This is a genomic window from Candidatus Eisenbacteria bacterium (assembly GCA_005893305.1).
Lineage (GTDB): Bacteria > Eisenbacteria > RBG-16-71-46 > SZUA-252 > SZUA-252 > WS-9.
On the sequence record VBOZ01000028.1, the window covers coordinates 1 to 14,465 of the forward strand.

The 14,465-nt window shown below is 69.0% G+C and carries 13 protein-coding genes; 1 reads left to right on the plus strand and 12 read right to left on the minus strand.

What is annotated here, in order from left to right; genetic code table 11:
• Positions 1 to 385 precede the first annotated feature (385 nt).
• Positions 386 to 892 carry a tetratricopeptide repeat protein gene (locus E6K79_08400; GenBank protein ID TMQ63999.1) on the plus strand — a complete coding sequence of 169 codons (507 nt, stop codon included), beginning with the start codon at positions 386 to 388 and terminating at the stop codon, positions 890 to 892.
• A 23-nt stretch (positions 893 to 915) separates the two neighbouring features.
• On the opposite strand, the gene E6K79_08405 is transcribed toward E6K79_08400, so the two are convergent.
• From E6K79_08405 to E6K79_08460, 12 genes are read right to left on the minus strand one after another with little or no spacing between them, the layout of a single operon-like run.
• On the minus strand, positions 916 to 1,758 hold the full coding sequence (locus tag E6K79_08405; GenBank protein ID TMQ64000.1) for an ABC transporter permease: 843 nt from the start codon (positions 1,756 to 1,758) through the stop codon (positions 916 to 918).
• Complete coding sequence (locus tag E6K79_08410; protein ID TMQ64001.1) at positions 1,755 to 2,576, minus strand: ABC transporter permease; 822 nt, start codon at positions 2,574 to 2,576, stop codon at positions 1,755 to 1,757. Before E6K79_08410 ends, E6K79_08405 begins: the two co-directional genes overlap by 4 nt.
• 9 nt (positions 2,577 to 2,585) lie before the next feature.
• A complete protein-coding gene (locus tag E6K79_08415; protein ID TMQ64002.1) occupies positions 2,586 to 3,605 on the minus strand; it encodes an ABC transporter ATP-binding protein in 1,020 nt (339 codons plus the stop codon).
• Entirely contained in the window at positions 3,602 to 6,061 is a 2,460-nt protein-coding gene (locus E6K79_08420) for an AsmA family protein (protein TMQ64003.1), read from the minus strand. The genes E6K79_08415 and E6K79_08420 overlap by 4 nt, the downstream gene beginning before the upstream one ends.
• Entirely contained in the window at positions 6,062 to 7,414 is a 1,353-nt protein-coding gene (locus E6K79_08425; protein TMQ64004.1) for a DegT/DnrJ/EryC1/StrS family aminotransferase, read from the minus strand. It lies immediately after the preceding gene.
• Entirely contained in the window at positions 7,198 to 8,346 is a 1,149-nt protein-coding gene (locus tag E6K79_08430; protein TMQ64005.1) for a hypothetical protein, read from the minus strand. The genes E6K79_08425 and E6K79_08430 overlap by 217 nt, the downstream gene beginning before the upstream one ends.
• Positions 8,343 to 9,467 carry a deoxyhypusine synthase gene (locus E6K79_08435; protein TMQ64006.1) on the minus strand — a complete coding sequence of 375 codons (1,125 nt, stop codon included), beginning with the start codon at positions 9,465 to 9,467 and terminating at the stop codon, positions 8,343 to 8,345. Before E6K79_08435 ends, E6K79_08430 begins: the two co-directional genes overlap by 4 nt.
• Positions 9,467 to 10,189 carry an SDR family NAD(P)-dependent oxidoreductase gene (locus tag E6K79_08440; protein ID TMQ64007.1) on the minus strand — a complete coding sequence of 241 codons (723 nt, stop codon included), beginning with the start codon at positions 10,187 to 10,189 and terminating at the stop codon, positions 9,467 to 9,469. Before E6K79_08440 ends, E6K79_08435 begins: the two co-directional genes overlap by 1 nt.
• A gap of 33 nt (positions 10,190 to 10,222) precedes the next feature.
• The gene (locus E6K79_08445) at positions 10,223 to 10,999 is read right to left on the minus strand and encodes a hypothetical protein (GenBank protein TMQ64008.1); all 777 of its coding nucleotides are present in this window, start codon (positions 10,997 to 10,999) and stop codon (positions 10,223 to 10,225) included.
• Positions 10,996 to 12,774 carry a protein BatD gene (locus E6K79_08450; protein TMQ64009.1) on the minus strand — a complete coding sequence of 593 codons (1,779 nt, stop codon included), beginning with the start codon at positions 12,772 to 12,774 and terminating at the stop codon, positions 10,996 to 10,998. The genes E6K79_08445 and E6K79_08450 overlap by 4 nt, the downstream gene beginning before the upstream one ends.
• Positions 12,731 to 13,450 (minus strand): hypothetical protein, encoded by a 720-nt coding sequence (locus tag E6K79_08455; protein ID TMQ64010.1) that lies wholly within the window; start codon positions 13,448 to 13,450, stop codon positions 12,731 to 12,733. Before E6K79_08455 ends, E6K79_08450 begins: the two co-directional genes overlap by 44 nt.
• The gene (locus tag E6K79_08460) at positions 13,447 to 14,448 is read right to left on the minus strand and encodes a VWA domain-containing protein (protein ID TMQ64011.1); all 1,002 of its coding nucleotides are present in this window, start codon (positions 14,446 to 14,448) and stop codon (positions 13,447 to 13,449) included. The genes E6K79_08455 and E6K79_08460 overlap by 4 nt, the downstream gene beginning before the upstream one ends.
• Positions 14,449 to 14,465: the final 17 nt, after the last annotated feature.

Genomic DNA, 14,465 nt, shown 5'->3' on the forward strand with positions numbered 1-14,465 from the left:
CGGAGGTCTTTCGGCGAGCGCTGAGATTGGGGAGATACAGGGTGGAGCGGAGGAGCCCTTCAATCGCGGTCGCCGGTTTCAGCGCAGCGGCTGTAGCGGTGGCGGTGCTCATCGACTTACGAAACTATCACTTCGAACATTCACGGCTTCCTTGCCCCCTCAGTCACTTTACAAGATGCACTTAACCGAAGGCAAGTTTCTTGTTCCGCACGCGGTACCGGGCAGAAGACGCATTGCGACTTGATATTTGACCTCATGGGCGTAGGTCAAAATATTGCAGTAAAATTACTTATGCGCTATAAAAGCTTGCGATTAGCGACAGGCGCTCGGCACGCCCCTTGCGGCAGAATTCGCCGGTCAACCCTAGGGAGGAGGCATCCACCACATGAGCTCACTTAATGATCGTCGACAGAAGCAGCTAGCCGTCGTCGGAGCGATCGGTCGGGAGCATTTCCAGACCGGCGTCCGCATGCTCTACGCCAACCGCTTTGGCGATGCGCTACACCACTTCCAGGAGGCGGTCATCCTAGAGCCCCACGCGCTCGGCTACTTGAGCTATCTGGGGCTGGCCCTGGCCTATACCGATCGGAAGTACTCGGACGCGGCGCAGCTATGCCGTCGCGCGATCGAGTCGGAATATCACCGGCCGGAGCACTATTTCAATCTCGGTGAGGTCCACACCCTGGCTGGGCGCCGGGCCGACGCGGTAAAGAGCTACAACCAAGCGCTTTCATGGAATCCGGCGTACGAGCCTGCTCAGGACGCGCTCCGGAAGCTCGGGATCAGGAAGCCTCCGGTGGTCCCGATTCTCCCCCGCAGCCACCCGGTCAACGTGCTGCTGGGAAAGGCACTGCGCCGCGGCGCCAAGGTGAAGCGCCCGCTTCCGGCGTAGCCCGGAGTGCTGGCACCCAAGCCCTAGTAGTTCGTCTTCCAGTCGATCAGGCCTCGTGCCCGGGCTACCCGCTCGCAGTGGAGAAACCATAGAATCGCGGCTCCCGCGAGCGCGACGGTGGAGCCAAGCAGGATCAGCCATAGCCCGCCGTCGCTCACACCCCGGAGCGGACCGGCGAACGGCCTCCCCGTGAGGATGCGCCGGATCAGCTCGAGCCAATAGGTGAACGGAAGGGCGAGCGAGATCGGCTGGACCCAACGGGGCAGCACGTCGATCGAAAACACCGCGCCGCTCAGTAGATAGAAGAGCCCGCTCAAGCCCTCGTTCATGTTGATGCTGTGCCGCGCCACGATGAGCGACGCGCCCGCCAGGATGATCCCCAGCCACGCCACCGAGACCAGACCGACCAATGTCGCGCCCGCCAGCTCGATCCAATTCGTACCGGGCGTCCCGATCGGCAGCCGGAGGACCAGGCCGCCGAACGCCAGCGCGACCGCGACCCCGAGGGTGGCGGTGGCCATCTTCGTGAAACCCCGGCCCAGGAGATACGGAAGCAGGTGGAGCGGCGCGACATAGATGTACTTCAGGGTCTCGTAGTCCTCGCGGTCTCGGAACACCGCCCACGAGATCCCGATCAGCACCTCGGTGACGTAGAGGAAGAACGTGTTCCCTATGAAAAGAAAGAGGAACGCCTCGGCCGTCGCGTGCCCCTGCGAGACCACCCGAACCATGAAGAAGAGGATGAGCGTCGTCGAGAGAGGCTTGGCGATCGCGTAGACGACGAAGAGAAACGGATCCGCCCAGTTCGCCTCGACCTGCCAGCCGAGCCACGCGGCCGCCCTCATGACCTCCCAGGTCCGCCTCACCCGCCCCTCAGCGTGAGGCGTCCCTCGCGCTTACTCAGGTTCTCCATCGTCGCCAGCGCGCGCTGCGCGAGGAAGACGAAGATCCCAAGGAGCGCCACCTGGATCGGCGGGATCCAGACGAGGGGCAGGAGACCGTGCGCGGCCTCGCCGTAGAGAATCTGGCGGATTCCGTCGAGACCGAGCGTGATCGGAAGGAGCGCCGCGAAGCCGGCGGCGACCGAGCCTAAGGCGCGGACCGGAAAGTAGAATCCGGATACGAGGTGGATCGGCTCCTGGAAGAGCGTGGCGGTGTACCACGCTTCCCTACCCCAGAGCAGGAAGAGGCTGCTCAGGATCATTCCCAGGCTATAGACCGCGCCCAATGTGAGAAGAAAAAGACCGAACGCGGGAAGAGCGCGGTCGAGCGGGAGCGGGACGTGGAAGAGCAGCACCCCGCCCGCGAGGATCACTACGGCGCGGCTGGTCGTCATCGCGATGCCGCCGAGCGCCATGCCCAGGAGGATCGACATCCGCGATACGGGCGTGATGAGGTAGAGCTGGAGCTGGCCTTGCTCTTTTTCCCAGAAGAACTGGCTGGCCATGCTCCAGAGGACGTTGTTCCAGTACGCAATCATGGCGCCGCCCAACACCACGAACGCCTCGTAGATCGGCGGCGCCTTGAGCCCGCGGTAGACGAGGACGAAGGCGGACATCGCCAGGAACGGGAAGATCGTCTCGCCCACGACCCACGACTTCTCGCGCCAGGAGGCGACCACCCGCACGCGGGCGCGTGCCCAGACGGCACCGAGGTTGATCCGGATCGTCTCCCCGAGCGTCATCGCGCTTCCCTACGCGGGCTCGGAATCCGAAGCCGCCTCGTCCGTGAGCCCGCGGCCGACCATGTGGACGAACACGGTCTCGAGCGTCGGCTCGGACTTCGCGAGATGGAGCACGGGCGCGCCCATCGCCTTGAGCTTTCCCAGCACCTCGCCGATGACCTGGTCCTCCTCGACGACGATCTTGAGCTCGACGGCGCCGGTAGCGGGGTGGGCGTGGTGGGAGATCGATCTGATTCCAAGAACGTCGCGGAGGCCGTCGAGCTTCGCGCCGCCGCTTCCCACCTGAAGCTCGAAGACCGGCTCCATTGGAACGGACCGCTTCAGCGCGTGGGGCGTGTCGAGGGCCAGGATCCTTCCCTTGTCGATGATCGCGACCCGGCCGCAAAGCTCGTCCGCCTCGACCATGTAGTGCGTCGTGAGGAGGACCGAGCGCTCGGGCCGCTCCCTAACCCAGCGGGCGATGAAGGCGCGCACGTCCCGGGACGCCTCGACGTCCAGCCCCAGGGTCGGCTCATCGAGGAAGATGATCTCGGGATCGCTCATGAAGCCGCGCGCGAAATTCAGCTTCTGCTTCATCCCCGTGGAAAGGCTCGAGAGGCGCGTGTCGGCCTTCTCGGCGAGGCCGGTCATCGCGAGGAGCGCGTCGGCCCGACGCCGCGCCTCGGGCCCGGGGACGCCGTAGAGGCGCGCGAAGAGGTCGAGCGTCTCCCGCACGGTGAGGATTCCGTAGCCCGACGAATCCCCTCCGGAGACCATGTTGATCCGACGCCGAACGTTCAGGGGATCGCGGACGACGTCGAAGCCGGCGACGGTCGCCCCGCCGCTCGTGGGGAGAAGGAGCGTCGTCAGGATCTTGATGAGCGTCGTCTTCCCGGCGCCGTTCGGCCCCAGGAGCCCGAAGCACTCGCCGCGCTCGACGCGGAGGTCGATCCCTTGGAGCGCGACCACCTCCCGCTCCTTGCGGCGGGCGCGGAAGGAGCGTGTGAGCGCGCTGGTCTCGACGGCGGCGGGAGACCGGCCGCCGGTCACTTACCTAGCAGCCGCTTCAGCGCGTCGCGGCCTTTCTGGAGCGGATCCTCGACCTTGGTGGAGTCGGTTCGCGAGCTGTCCCGGCGGGTGGTGTCCCGCCGCGCGCTCTCGGCGAGGCCCCTCGCGATCTCCTGCTGAAGCCTCGACCCGGCGATCTCGATCGTCTTGGCCGGCTTGATGGAGATCTTGGGATTGACCGCGTTGCCGGTCACCTTGACGGTCAGCGGCAGCCTGCCGTCCTTGTCGCGGGCGAAGCGGGCCAGCTCCGCGAAGCCGGTCCCTCCCTTGATTCGCTCGGGCGCGAGGCGGAGCAGGAGGTCCAGATCGAGGGACTTGTCGAGGCCCATCGAGCCGGTCATCTCGAAGAGATCCTTGCCGAGATCTCCCTTTATCTTGTCGAGGAGAAGCCTCCCCCGATCGATGCGGAGCGACGACGTCAGGGTCCGGAACGCGAGCTCGGCGCCGGATTGGCCGCCTCCCGAGACGAGGCCGAGCGCCTTCCGGATCCCGGCGACGAGCGGCGTCTCGAGGATCTTTCCATCCTCGACGGTTCCCTGAAGCGCGCCGCGGAGCGAGTCGCTGATAGCCGGGCCCGGAAGCCCGCGCCCGACCAAATTGACCGTGCCGCTCGCGAGGCCGGTGAATCCGACCTTGAACGGCAGGAGCCCCGCGATGAGATCCTGCGCCGGAGCCTTTTGGACGTCGAGATTGAGCGCGTAGGCTGGGTTCGTGGCGAGCTCGGTCAGCTGGAGCGAGCCGGCGAGCGAGCCGGTCCCCATCTTGCCGCGGATCGGCGCCGCGGCCAGCTTCCCGTCCGCGAATTTCACCGGCACCGACACGTCGCGCACGGTCATCGTTCCGGACCGGACCTCGCCGATCGTGACGGTCCCGTCGAATGCCTGGAATGGAATCGGCGGCGGCGCGCTCGCCGCGGGAGCACTCTTGGCCGCGGGCGAGCCCTTGCGCGCGGGCGGCGGCGCCCACTCCTCGGCGACGAAGCGGTCCAGGTTGGCGTGGAGCGTCGCGGTGCCCAAAGGCTTCCCTTGGCGGATCGTTCCGGTGGCGGTCGCGGTCGTGGAGCCCACCGTCGCGTTGAATGCGCGGATCGTCGCTGCGCGCTCGTCCCCGTCGATATCGAATCCGAGTCGGCTCACGGGGCGGGCGAGCCCCGGTACCGTTCCGCCCAGGTTCTTCCCCTTCACGTTCCAGCGAATCTGGGGCGGCGCGGGAGGCCGAAGCGAGAACGAGGCCCGGCATTCGAGGTCACCCGAGGTCCATGTGGGCGTGTTCGGCACCAGCCCGTTGAGCCGCACCGCGGGGCCGCTCACGAAGAGGGTCCCGTTCGTCGGCCCGCCCGGCGCGGTCGAGCCAGTCGCGTCGATCTCCAGCTTGAGTCCGGCCCCGGCCGCGTTGGCGTGGGCGGCGAACGTCTTGTCGGCCTGGACACCCCACGACGCTACCGCTTGCTGGAGCGTGAACGCGTTCGGTCCCGACACGATCTTGAGAGGCTGGAGCGTCATCCGCCCGGTCTGGACCGGAGCCGACGTGGGGCCGTTCACCCGGACTTCCCACGACGCGTTCGTGCTCCACGTGGCCGGCGTGAGGGCGGCGAGCGGCCGGAACGCTTCGTCGCTCGATTGAATCCGCTGTGACTTGCCAGCCAGGACCAGCGCGAGCTCGGGCTCCTTCCCGGCTGCCGCGGGGAGACGGATCTCTCCGCTCAGGTAGCTCCGAAGCGGGCCGAGCGTCACGATGCCGCGCGTGACCTTGAGATTTGCGCCTCCGTCGCGCGCTTCGGCCGCCGCGTCGATTCCAAGCGGAGCCGGAAGAGCCACCCGTGGCTCGCGCGCGGAGGGCTTCCAGTAAAGGCTATCGCACCTGGCCGCGATCCGCACCGAGCTGGGCCGGTTGACGCTTCCGTCGAATTCGGCCCCCCCGGAGACGCGCCTGAGATCGATCCCGCCCCCGAGAGAATCGCGTGTTCGGATGTCGATGCCGTCAAAGGAGAGCTTCGGGAGGATCAACGCGATCCCTGCCGCGCCCGTGGGCGATCCCATTCCAGGTGAAGGGGGCGGCGGCTCGCCGCGGTCGGTCAGCGCGATTCCGGCGCCGCTCACGCGCGCCGCGGATACCTCCACGCGCCGCGCGAGGAGCGGGAGGAGGCGGAAGCTCACGAAGATCTCGTTGACCTCTGCCTCAAGCCGCGCGTCGCCATGTCCTTCGGCCGGCTGGCGAACGTAGAGACCCTCGACGCGGACACCGAGCGAGAGCCAGGAAAAACCGGGACTGAGGCGCGTCCAGCGGACGGTGGCGCCTTCGATTCGACCTGCCTGCCGCTTTGCCTCCTGGTCAATCCAGTCCTTCGGCATGAGGATCCACGCGGCGAGAGCCGCGACCGCGACGAGACCTAGAATGGATGCCGCGACGATGAGCCCGATCCGGAGCACGCGGGACACTTAGCGCGCCCCTCCGCCGCCGCCGTGGAACTCGCGGACGGCCCGGGCCACGCGTTCGATCTGCTCGGGGGAGATGCCGGGGAAAATCGGGAGGGAGAGGACCTCCCGCGCGAGCCGCTCTGAGACCGGAAAGTCGCCGGCCTTGTGGCCCAAGTAGTCGAATGCGGGTTGCGTATGGAGCGGGATCGGGTAATAGACCCGGGTCGCGACCCCGCGCTCGCGGAGGAACTGCTGGAGGCGGTCCCGCTCGGGCGCGCGGATCGTGAACTGGTGATACGTGTGGTGCGCGCCTTCCGGCTCCTCCGGGAGCGTGACCGGCGTGCCGGCGAGCGCGGCGCGGTAGAGATCCGCGGACGCGCGGCGCATCGCGATCCACTCGGAGAGGTGCCGCAGCTTGGTGCGTAGGAACGCCGCCTGGAGCGCATCGAGTCGGGCGTTCGTTCCGAGCACCGTATGCCGGTAGTCCCCGGCATCGCCCTGGGCACGGAGGAGGCGAATTCGTCCCGCCAGCTCCAGGTCGTCGGTCACGTAGGCGCCGCCGTCTCCCAGGGCGCCGAGGTTCTTTGTCGGGAAGAAGCTCAGCGCGGCCCCCGCGGTCGACTTCCCCACCGGCCTCCCACGATCCGAGGCGCCGATTGCCTGCGCGGCGTCCTCCACGAGCGGAATGCCGTGGCGGTCCGCGATCGCCGCGAGCGGCTTCGTGTCGCAAGCGAGGCCGTAGAGGTGGACCGGAAGGATCGCGCGCGTCTTCGTCCCCACGCGCGATTCGACGGAAGAAGGATCGAGCCCGAATCGGACCGGCTCGACGTCGGCGAAAATCGGACGGGCGCCCACCTGCGCGACAGCGCTGGCCGTCGCGAAATAGGTGAACGCGGGGACGATCACCTCATCGCCCGCTCCGATCCGGAGCGCTTGGAGCACGATCGAGATCGCCGCGGTGCCCGAGGAGAGCCCCACGGCCTGCGTCACGCCGCACGCCTGGGCAAGCTCCCGCTCGAAGGCGTCGTGCTCGGCGCCCAGGATGAACTGTCCGGAGGCAAGCACCCGCTCGAAGTCGCGCCGCAAATCGTCCGCGATCTGCCTGTGGACGAGACCAAGATCGAGCAGAGGAACCGGCGCCTCGGTCGTCGCCTGCCTCATGGGATCGCCACGCGCGCGCGCGCCATCACGACGGGATCCCGTCCCGTCAGATCCACCTTCTTTGCCACGAGCGCGGCGCGGTAGGCCGGGAGGAGGAAATGGTAGGTGAGGACCGCCTCCGCCTTCTTCGCGCCCGGCGGGATCTCGGACCACTCGACCTTTGCCTCGTCGGCGGGAATCTCGTTCGAGCGGGCGACCTTCTTCGCGAGCCATTTCGGAACGGGCGACTTCCCGTTCGCGTCGGCGAACTCGGTGTCGTAGGTCTGCACGGGAACCCGCGCCAGCTCCATCCCGGCGCCGTCCTGATATACGACTTCGAGCGTGATCGCCCGCATCGACGCGCCGCCTCCAGGAAGCGAGTGACCCCCTCGGGTATTCCGAACCGTGAGCTTGAGCTTTCCGCTCTCGACGGCGGCGGCGACCGACGCGACGGAGTCGAGAGCGCCGGCCGTATGCGCCCCGGCGAACGTGTGGGCCCAGATCTTGTCGCGCGTCTTCTTCGCGATCAGGGACGCCTTCCCCGGCGCCGGCGGCATGTGGCAATCCTGGCACTGCTTCCCCGCCGCGGCGGCCTTCGACGCCTTCCACTGCGCGTGGGTTCCCTCGAACACCAGCCCTTCGCCGTCGCCCGCGTACCAGTGGCACGAGGCGCAGAACTCGCCCTGCGCCATGATGTTGCTCTGGACCGATCCGTGCGCGGTTCCCGATTCGGCATCCTCGAACGGACCCCGCATGAGAATCGGATCGGCGGCGTCCCACGTGTAGGAGGCCGGCTTGGGCGATACCTCGACCGCGCTGACGCTGTGGCAGAAATTGCAGGTGATCCCCTCCTGGTTCACGGGATCCGTCACCTTCACGTCCCCGGTCACCGCCGCGAGCGGCGCGTGGCACGAGATGCACCCCGCCTGGGCGCCCTCGCCGAGCTCCGCCTTGGCGTCGGCGAGAAAGGCCTGGAAGACCGGGTTGGTCCAAGACCCCGCCATCGAGGACTTCTCCCACTGCTTCTTGATCTCGCCGTGGCAGGAGGAGCAGACCCTCGAGCTGCGCGGCTCGGCCGCCTGGGCGGCACCGCGCGGGAAAAGCGACGCCGCGACGGTCACCCCAAGAAGAGCCCCGGCGATCCCGCGGACGGAGCGCGGCCTCATCGGCGGGAGCCTTTCGCGGCGGCGGCGCCGCGCGCTTCCACGTAGGCCGCGCGCATGCTCTCGAGCAGTGCCTCCCGTTTGGGATAGAGCCGGCGGAGCGGACGCGCGGCCCGCTTCGCGAGCGCGTACGCGGTCAGGATCGGGAGGGCGATCGTGCTGTCGACGTAGGCGACCACGGCGTCCGGGAGCCGCTCCGGATCGATCTTCCCCCAGCTCACGGCCTCACCCGGGGTGGCGCCGGAGAGGCCGCCCGTGTCGACACGCGCGTCGGTGACTTGAAGGAAATAGTCGTGCCCCTCTTCCTCGATGCCGAGAACCTCCTGAATCTGTGGCTCCGTCTGGAGCGCGAAGTTCTTCGGCGACCCCCCGCCCAGGATGAGAATCGCGCTCTTGCCCCCACTCTTCTTCGCCCCGTAGACGATCGCGGCGGTCTCGTTCACGTCGCGGAAGATGTCCCAATGGATCGCGGTCCCGTCCAGCCACAGCTCCGCCGCGTTCATGCCGATCGAGCTGTCGCCCGGCGAGGACGTGTAGACGGGGACGTCGAGCGCGTGCGCCTGCGCCAGGAGCGACGTTCCGCTCTGGCCCAGCTTCCGCTCGCGCTCGAGGACATACCGGCCCACGCGGTGATGGAATTCCGCGGTGCTCATCGGCTGCCGGAACTCGGGCGCGCGCATCACCTCGCGGAAGAACGCGTCGGTCGAGAGGAGGACGTCGTAGTCGAAGAAGATGTCGAAGATGCGGACGATTCCCTGCTCGCGGAGCACCACGTCGTCCACGTTCGACCGGCCCTGGTGCATCGTGAGCCCGATTCCGAAGTGGGTGTCATGGTAGAGATTCGCCCCGGTCGAGATGATCCAGTCGACAAAGCCGTTCTGGAGGAGGGGGATCAGGCACGAGCGCCCCAGGCCGGCGGGCGTGAGCGCGCCGCTCAGAGTGAGACCTACCGTCACGTCGGGCTCCAGCATCTTCTCGACGAAGAGCCGGCACGCCTCCCGGAGCCGCGCCGCGTTGTAGGCCAGGAACGCGCTGTCGACCAGCCGATCGACGGTGATGCCCGCGACGATCGGATCGGGCGCGATCTTCGGACCCTTCACTACCTTGGGTTTCTCGGATGCCATCAAGCCCTCCCGTAGATGGGAATGAGGGCGCCGCTCACGGATTGCGCGCCCCGGGAAGCGAGATACGAGAGGAGCCCGGCGATCTCGGACGGCTTCACCCAGGTGCTATGGTCGGCTTTCGGCATGCTCGCGCGGTTCGCCGCGGTATCGATGACGCTCGGGAGAACCGCGTTCGCCGTGACGCCGCTCTCCTTGAGCTCCTTGGAGAGCGTGACCGCCAGGGCGAGAAGGCCAGCCTTGGCAGCGGCATAGGGGCCGGAGCCGGGGTAGCACTCGATCGCTCCGCGGGAGGAGATGAAGAGGAGCCGCCCGGCGCCCGAGCGCTTGGCGTGGGGGATCACGTGCTTCGCGGCCAGCATCGCGGTGAGGAGATTCGTGTCGATCATCTGCCGGACCGTCTTCACGTCGACCTGCTCGAGGTCCACGCCTCCCGCATATCCACCGGCGAGATGAGCCAGGACGCGCAGGCCGCCCAGCGAGTTCACCGCGGCCTCGACGGCGCCGCGCGCCGCGGCCTCGTCGGTGAGATCGGCTCTGAATCCTTGCAGCTTGCCGGAGCGCGATGCGTCCGCTTCCGCGGCGGCCAGGTCCCGCCACTCCTTCTCGGAGAAGTAGGTCACCGCTACCGCCATCCCATCCGCGAGAAATCTCGAGACGACCGCGCGCCCGAGCGCTCCGGTGCCTCCCGTGACGAGCGCGGCTTCGACGGTCGGCATCTCCATCCCTCCCTGATTGTCGTCGCGGCCGGATCAGCCTCAGCGCGGCTGGAATTTCGGAGTATACCGTGTCGCGTCGGCGACGCGCCAGAGCCCCTCCCGGGCCGCCCAGCCGATCCGATTTGCTCCAAGGCGGACCTCGACCTGGCCCCCGCGCACCTCTCCTAAGCGTACGCGCTCCCCCGCCGCGAGCAGCACCGCGGGCCGCGACGGTTCGTCGGGTCCCCGCTCCACGGAAAGCGTGGGGGCGATCACGACCGCCACGGGGTGGGCCCGCTCCTCCCACGCGGCGTATTGAAGCCAGGTGGAGAGCACGATCCCCGCGATCATGGCGCCGTCCCCGATCCAGCGCGCGGAGCGCGGCAGCACCCGAACGGCGCGGGCGATTCCAAAGCAAGCGCCCACCGCGAGGAGTCCGGCCGCGATCCACCAGCCCTCGTCCGGGGCGATCGGGAACGGCCGGTCCGTGGCGTCGTCGGGGTGCTCGTCGTCTCCCGCGGCATGCGCCGCCGCGGCGAGAGCGCCCGCTAGATTCGCCCTGACATCGGGGGCCCGTGGCTCGAGACGTGCGGCCGCGAGGAAAAACGTGATGGAAGGTCCGTACGCGCTCCGCTCCAGAGCGACGGTCCCGGCGTTGTAGAGCGTCGTCGCGTCGGCGACGTCGTGCCCATGGGCCAGCGAATCCGCCGCGACATCGACGGCCGCGACGGCGGGGGCGGTCGCGCGCGGCGCGGCCGCGACCGATGGGCCGAAACGGAGCGGGACGGCGGCCACCGCCGTGAGAAGCGCCAGCGCCACCATTTCGCGCCGCATCACGTGAGCTCCCTGAGGTAGCGCTTCAGGACGCGCTCCGCCGCTTTGCGCTCCGGAATTCCCTTGGCCGCGCGCGTGCCGGAGGGTGCGAAGGCAAGGCGATCGAGCGAATCGAGCACCTCCTCGACTTCCTTCCGGTCATCGTCGCTGGCCCCGGCGGCGCGCGCCCGATTCAGCGCTTCCCGGGCCGGGAGCCCCTCCACGTCGAGGTCGTATCGGAGGCCCACGGCGTGTCGGACCATGGCGCCCATCCGGGTCGCGGCCGCGGCGCTGTCGGCCGGCGCGGCCCCGATCGCGTGAAGCCGGGCAAGGACCGATTCGAGGGCCACGGCCCGGCGCCGGCGCGGATCGCGCTCGGCCCGCCGGCGGAGCCTCGCGCCGATGAGCGCGGCACCGTATCCGAGGAGGGACGCCATCGCGAGGGCCCGGCTGCCTGGCGGGGCTTCCAGCGTCAGGCGTCCGCGGCGGCCCGGCTTCGCGCGGAGCGCGGCGACCGGTCCGATGGGACGCAATGCCCGCCCTGAATCGGCCCCCGCTCCGGGAGGCTCCACCAGGATCCGGATCGAATCCGAGATCTGCGTTCGGTAACGGTTCGCCCCAGGATCGAACCAGGTGTAGCGGACGGGGAGAACCGCCATCCGACCCGTCGTCTCCGCGATGAAGGTCACGTCCCGACGCCTCTCCCCGCGCAAGCGCTCCCCCGCCCGGTCGATCGACGTGATCACCCCGCCGGCGTAGCTGCGCGCCGGGACCGACGTGTTGACGTCCGGATCTCCCGCGGAGGCCACGTTTCCCACCCCCCGCACGGTCGTCGTCACCGTCACGGGCTCCCCCGCGTGGAGGGAGGCGCGGTCGACATGCACGTCCATCGAGTAGTCACCCACGGCCCCCTTGAAGCTCGACGGCGCGCCCGGCGGGAGCGGCATTACCTCGACCGGAACGGCTCCCGTCTCGAGCGTGACGTCCTCGACCTGCTCCTCCGGCATGCCGAGCATCGACCATGGATCGGGCTGCGCGATTCGCCGGATCACCCTCAGATGGACGCGGCCCGGGCCGATCCTCAACCGGCCCGTTCTCGTCGGGAAATAGGTCACCCGGAGCTCGCTGGCGTCGTATGGGACTCCGTTGATCGCGACGCGCCCGGTGCGCGGCGGTCCCATCACCTCCGACCAGAACCCGATCGCGTCCGGCGGATCCCACGACTGCACCCCTTCGATCTGCACCCTGGAGTAGAGCGTGAAGTGGGCGATGATGCCCTCGTTCCAGTACGCCCGGCTCTTGTCGAGAACCACGCGCGCGAAGAGCTCGGATGTCCCGCCCCGCGCCGGCGGCAGGGTCTTCCCCACGTGGAGCGTGAGCGGCATCGATCGCGCGGCGGCATCGCCCGACTTGACCCTCACCTCGGGGATCGTCACGTCGCCGACATCGGACGGATGAAGACGAAAGGCGACCGTCAACGTCCGCGTCACGCGGCCGTTGATCCAGGAGAACCCCTGCGATTCCCCGGCCCGTTCCACCGTGACTCCTGCTATCGGGGGCAGCGTGACCGGCGGAACGTCCACTCCCTCCGCCGTCACCGTGAGCGTGAGGGTGGCCGCTTCCCCGACAGCGATCTGGCGTCGATCGAGCTCGGCCTGAATGTCGAGGCGCCCGGCCGGCTCCGCGGCGCCGGGGCCGAGAACGAGCAGGACTGCCGCCAGGAGCCAGGCGAACGCGCGCGCCCCATGTCGACGGTCACCAATCACGCTGGCCTTCGGCTTTCTCTTCTCCGCGCTCATCCCGCATCTTCGACGCGCGGCGCTCCGATTCGAGCGCGTCGAGCCAGTGCTCGGCGTCCGCGCGGCCGGGAATCGCGTTGCCGAGCTGCGGCGCGCGGCCCTGGTCGGTCCTCTGGGGCGCTCCGCCCTGCTGTTGCGGCTGGGGCGGGATGCCTTGTTGATTCGTTCCGCCTCCTGGTTCGGGGTTTCCCTTCCCCTCCGATTGCGGTCCCTTGCCACCGCCCCCGCCCTGCCGCCTCTGCTTCTCGCTCCTCGCCCGGCGGAGCGCCTCCTCTAGATTTTTCTTCGCGTCCACGCGGGTCGGGTCGAACCGAAGCGATTGGCGATACTGGCGAACCGCGCCGCCGAAATCGTCCCCGCGCATCGCCTCATTGCCCATGTTGAACGCGGCTGCCGATCGGGCGCGATCGCCCTCGAGCGAGGGAGTGCCGGCGGCGTCACGATAGGCCGCGAGTGCCGAGTCGGAGAGCCCGAGGCCCCGGTACGCGAGCCCCTCGTCGTACCGGACCGCCGCGGAGCGGGGCAGCTCCGTTTTCCCCTTCCGAAGTGCCTCGATCGCCTCGCGGTGGTTTCCCTTCTTCAGCTCGCGGACGCCGCGCGCCGCGGCGCCGCCCCATTCGTAGATGGCGCCGGTCCCCACGGCCCAGAGGACGAGAAGCGCCGCGAGCCGCCTCATGATCTTCTCCGGCGCGGCACCGCCCGCTCGGCGAGCAGCAGAAGCCCCGCCGCGGCCGCGAACCAGGGGAACCGCTCGTCGTACGCGCGGATGCTCCGTCCCCGCACCTCTTGTCCGCCGCCCGAGCGAATCGCGTCCGCGAGACGGAGCGCGGCGGCGCCGCTCCCGTCGCCGCGCTCGTACCTTCCTCCGGCGCGCTGCGCGAGGCCGCGAAGCAGCTGCTCGTTGAGGCGGGTCACCACCGGCTTGCCGTCCGGCTCGCGCCGCTGCCCCACCACGGCGCCGGTCGAATCGACGACGGGGATCAGGTCGCCCTGCGGCGTGCCGATCCCGATCGCGAACAGCCTCGCGCCCGCCTGGCGCACGGCGCCCACGCTGGCCTCCGGATTTCCGGACAGATTCTCCCCGTCGCTCACGAGCACGACCGCGCGCGGCCTTTGGCCCGGCCTTCGGAGCAGCCTCGCCGCCAGGGAGACCCCCGCTCCGATGTCGCTTCCCTGCGGGGACAGGTCCGACGGTCGCGCGGTCTCGACCATCGATACGAGTCCTTCGAGATCGGTCGAGAGCGGGCTCACGACGCGCGCCTCCCCCGCGAACGCGACGAGGCCCATCGAGGATCCTTCGAGCGACTCCAAGAGCGTCGCGATCTCGCGGGCGGCGGCGCGCAGCCGGTCCGGCCGGACGTCGCGGGCCTCCATGCTGTGCGAGAGATCGAGGGCGACCATGACGTCCGCTCCTCGAGCGGCGGTTTCGACTAGTCGAAATCCGGCGAGCGGCCGCGCGAGCCCGGCGACCGCGAACAGGAAGGCTATGAGAAGAAGTCCCATCCGCGCCGCGCGCGCGACACGGCCCGCTTCTCCCGTGAGCCGGCGGAGCGCGGCCGGATCCCCGAGGGTCGACTCGAGTCGCGCCCGTTGACGGACGGTCCAGACCGCGAGCAGGAAAAGCGCCGGCACAAGCCACAGGAGATTCAACCGCTCCGGCTCCGCCCACTTCATCGCGTCGCTCTTCTCCT

What these genes read in the sequence shown, in the direction of transcription:
- E6K79_08400 (TMQ63999.1), top strand. Translation starts at nt 386, where the DNA reads ATGAGCTCACTTAATGATCGTCGACAGAAGCAGCTAGCCGTCGTCGGA.
- E6K79_08410 (TMQ64001.1), bottom strand. Translation starts at nt 2,576, where the DNA reads ATGACGCTCGGGGAGACGATCCGGATCAACCTCGGTGCCGTCTGGGCA.
- E6K79_08425 (TMQ64004.1), bottom strand. Translation starts at nt 7,414, where the DNA reads ATGGCTCGCGAAGAAGGTCGCCCGCTCGAACGAGATTCCCGCCGACGA.
- E6K79_08430 (TMQ64005.1), bottom strand. Translation starts at nt 8,346, where the DNA reads ATGAGGCCGCGCTCCGTCCGCGGGATCGCCGGGGCTCTTCTTGGGGTG.
- E6K79_08435 (TMQ64006.1), bottom strand. Translation starts at nt 9,467, where the DNA reads ATGGCATCCGAGAAACCCAAGGTAGTGAAGGGTCCGAAGATCGCGCCC.
- E6K79_08440 (TMQ64007.1), bottom strand. Translation starts at nt 10,189, where the DNA reads ATGGAGATGCCGACCGTCGAAGCCGCGCTCGTCACGGGAGGCACCGGA.
- E6K79_08450 (TMQ64009.1), bottom strand. Translation starts at nt 12,774, where the DNA reads ATGAGCGCGGAGAAGAGAAAGCCGAAGGCCAGCGTGATTGGTGACCGT.
- E6K79_08455 (TMQ64010.1), bottom strand. Translation starts at nt 13,450, where the DNA reads ATGAGGCGGCTCGCGGCGCTTCTCGTCCTCTGGGCCGTGGGGACCGGC.
- E6K79_08460 (TMQ64011.1), bottom strand. Translation starts at nt 14,448, where the DNA reads ATGAAGTGGGCGGAGCCGGAGCGGTTGAATCTCCTGTGGCTTGTGCCG.